The sequence below is a fragment of the Vibrio sp. 1249-1 genome, from assembly GCF_033340495.1.
Window position 1 is genome coordinate 1 of the sequence record NZ_JAWOWJ010000113.1, and the last position, 1,114, is coordinate 1,114.

Sequence of the window (1,114 nt, forward strand, 5' to 3'; positions counted from 1 at the left end):
GCTGCCACTGTTCATGTAAGCCGGACGCATAAAGCCCGTCGCACCCAATGCGTTGCCTTTGGTGTCTTGCAACTTGCCGTATTGTTCTGGGTTGTAATCGAAGTAGTTCTTGAACGATTCAGAACGTGCCATGTAGCGGTCGTACTGCTGGTCGTTGCCCGCAAGTTTAGCGATCTGAGCGATACACCAGTCGTAGTAAGCGTTCTCAAGACCGTAAGACACCGATTCGTTCACAAGCTCGTCGTACTTATCGACTTTCAAGCCTTCCACGTAACCCGGTTTGTCACCAGAATCCGGCGCCCATTTGGTGTTAGCTGGAATAAAGCCGACGTCTTCTTGGTAGTCGTTATGACGCGTCATGACCGTGAAGCGTTTGTCACCGTTCCAAGCGTCTTGGTAAGGCACCCAGCTTTCGGTTTTATCAAGGTTGAAGTTGACCGTTTCGTCAGCGGCTTTCAACGCCAAATCAAACTCAGCTGCGGTAAAGGCTTCTGGGTGTTTGACCATGATATCGGCAATAACCGAGACCGCAGGGTGACCGACCATTTCACCGGTGTAATCCGAGTGCAGTTCCCATTTTGGTAACACGCCGCCCGTTTGGTATTTGTTCAATAGATCGCGTGCGTGTTCAATCGCGCGGTCTTTGTCGATGATGGTTTTCAGTGGATGCGCTGCGCGGAAAGTATCCCACATCGAGTACACGGAGTAGTTTGGCGTATCGCCCGCGTCTTTTTGAATGCGAGTACGCATCGCAGGGTATTGACCGTCGACATCTTGGAAAATCATTGGCGCGATAGAGGCGTGGTAAAGCGCGGTGTAGAAGATCTCTTTTTGATCTTCTGTGCCGCCAGATACCATCATGCGGCTAAGCTCTTGGTGCCATGCGTCGTTGGCTTGAGCGCGCGCAGTATCAAATGACACGTCTTTTGCTTCTGCTTCTAGGTTTTTCTCCGCACCTTCTGTGCCTGTTGGTGACAAGCCTACTTGGATTTCTAGCGGTGTTGATGATGGTGCGAATTCTAGGTAAGCGATGGTTTTCACTGCGTCGATGTTGTCGTTGTTTACAGCGATTGCCGTTGCTGCGCCATCAACTAGAGCAATAGCTTTGACGATA

1 protein-coding gene is annotated in these 1,114 nt (G+C 50.7%); it reads right to left on the reverse strand.

The genetic code is table 11. From position 1 onward, the window contains the following. Positions 1–1,114: glycoside hydrolase domain-containing protein (locus tag R7Z50_RS24635; protein WP_318149368.1), on the reverse strand; the 1,114-nt coding region annotated here is incomplete at both ends.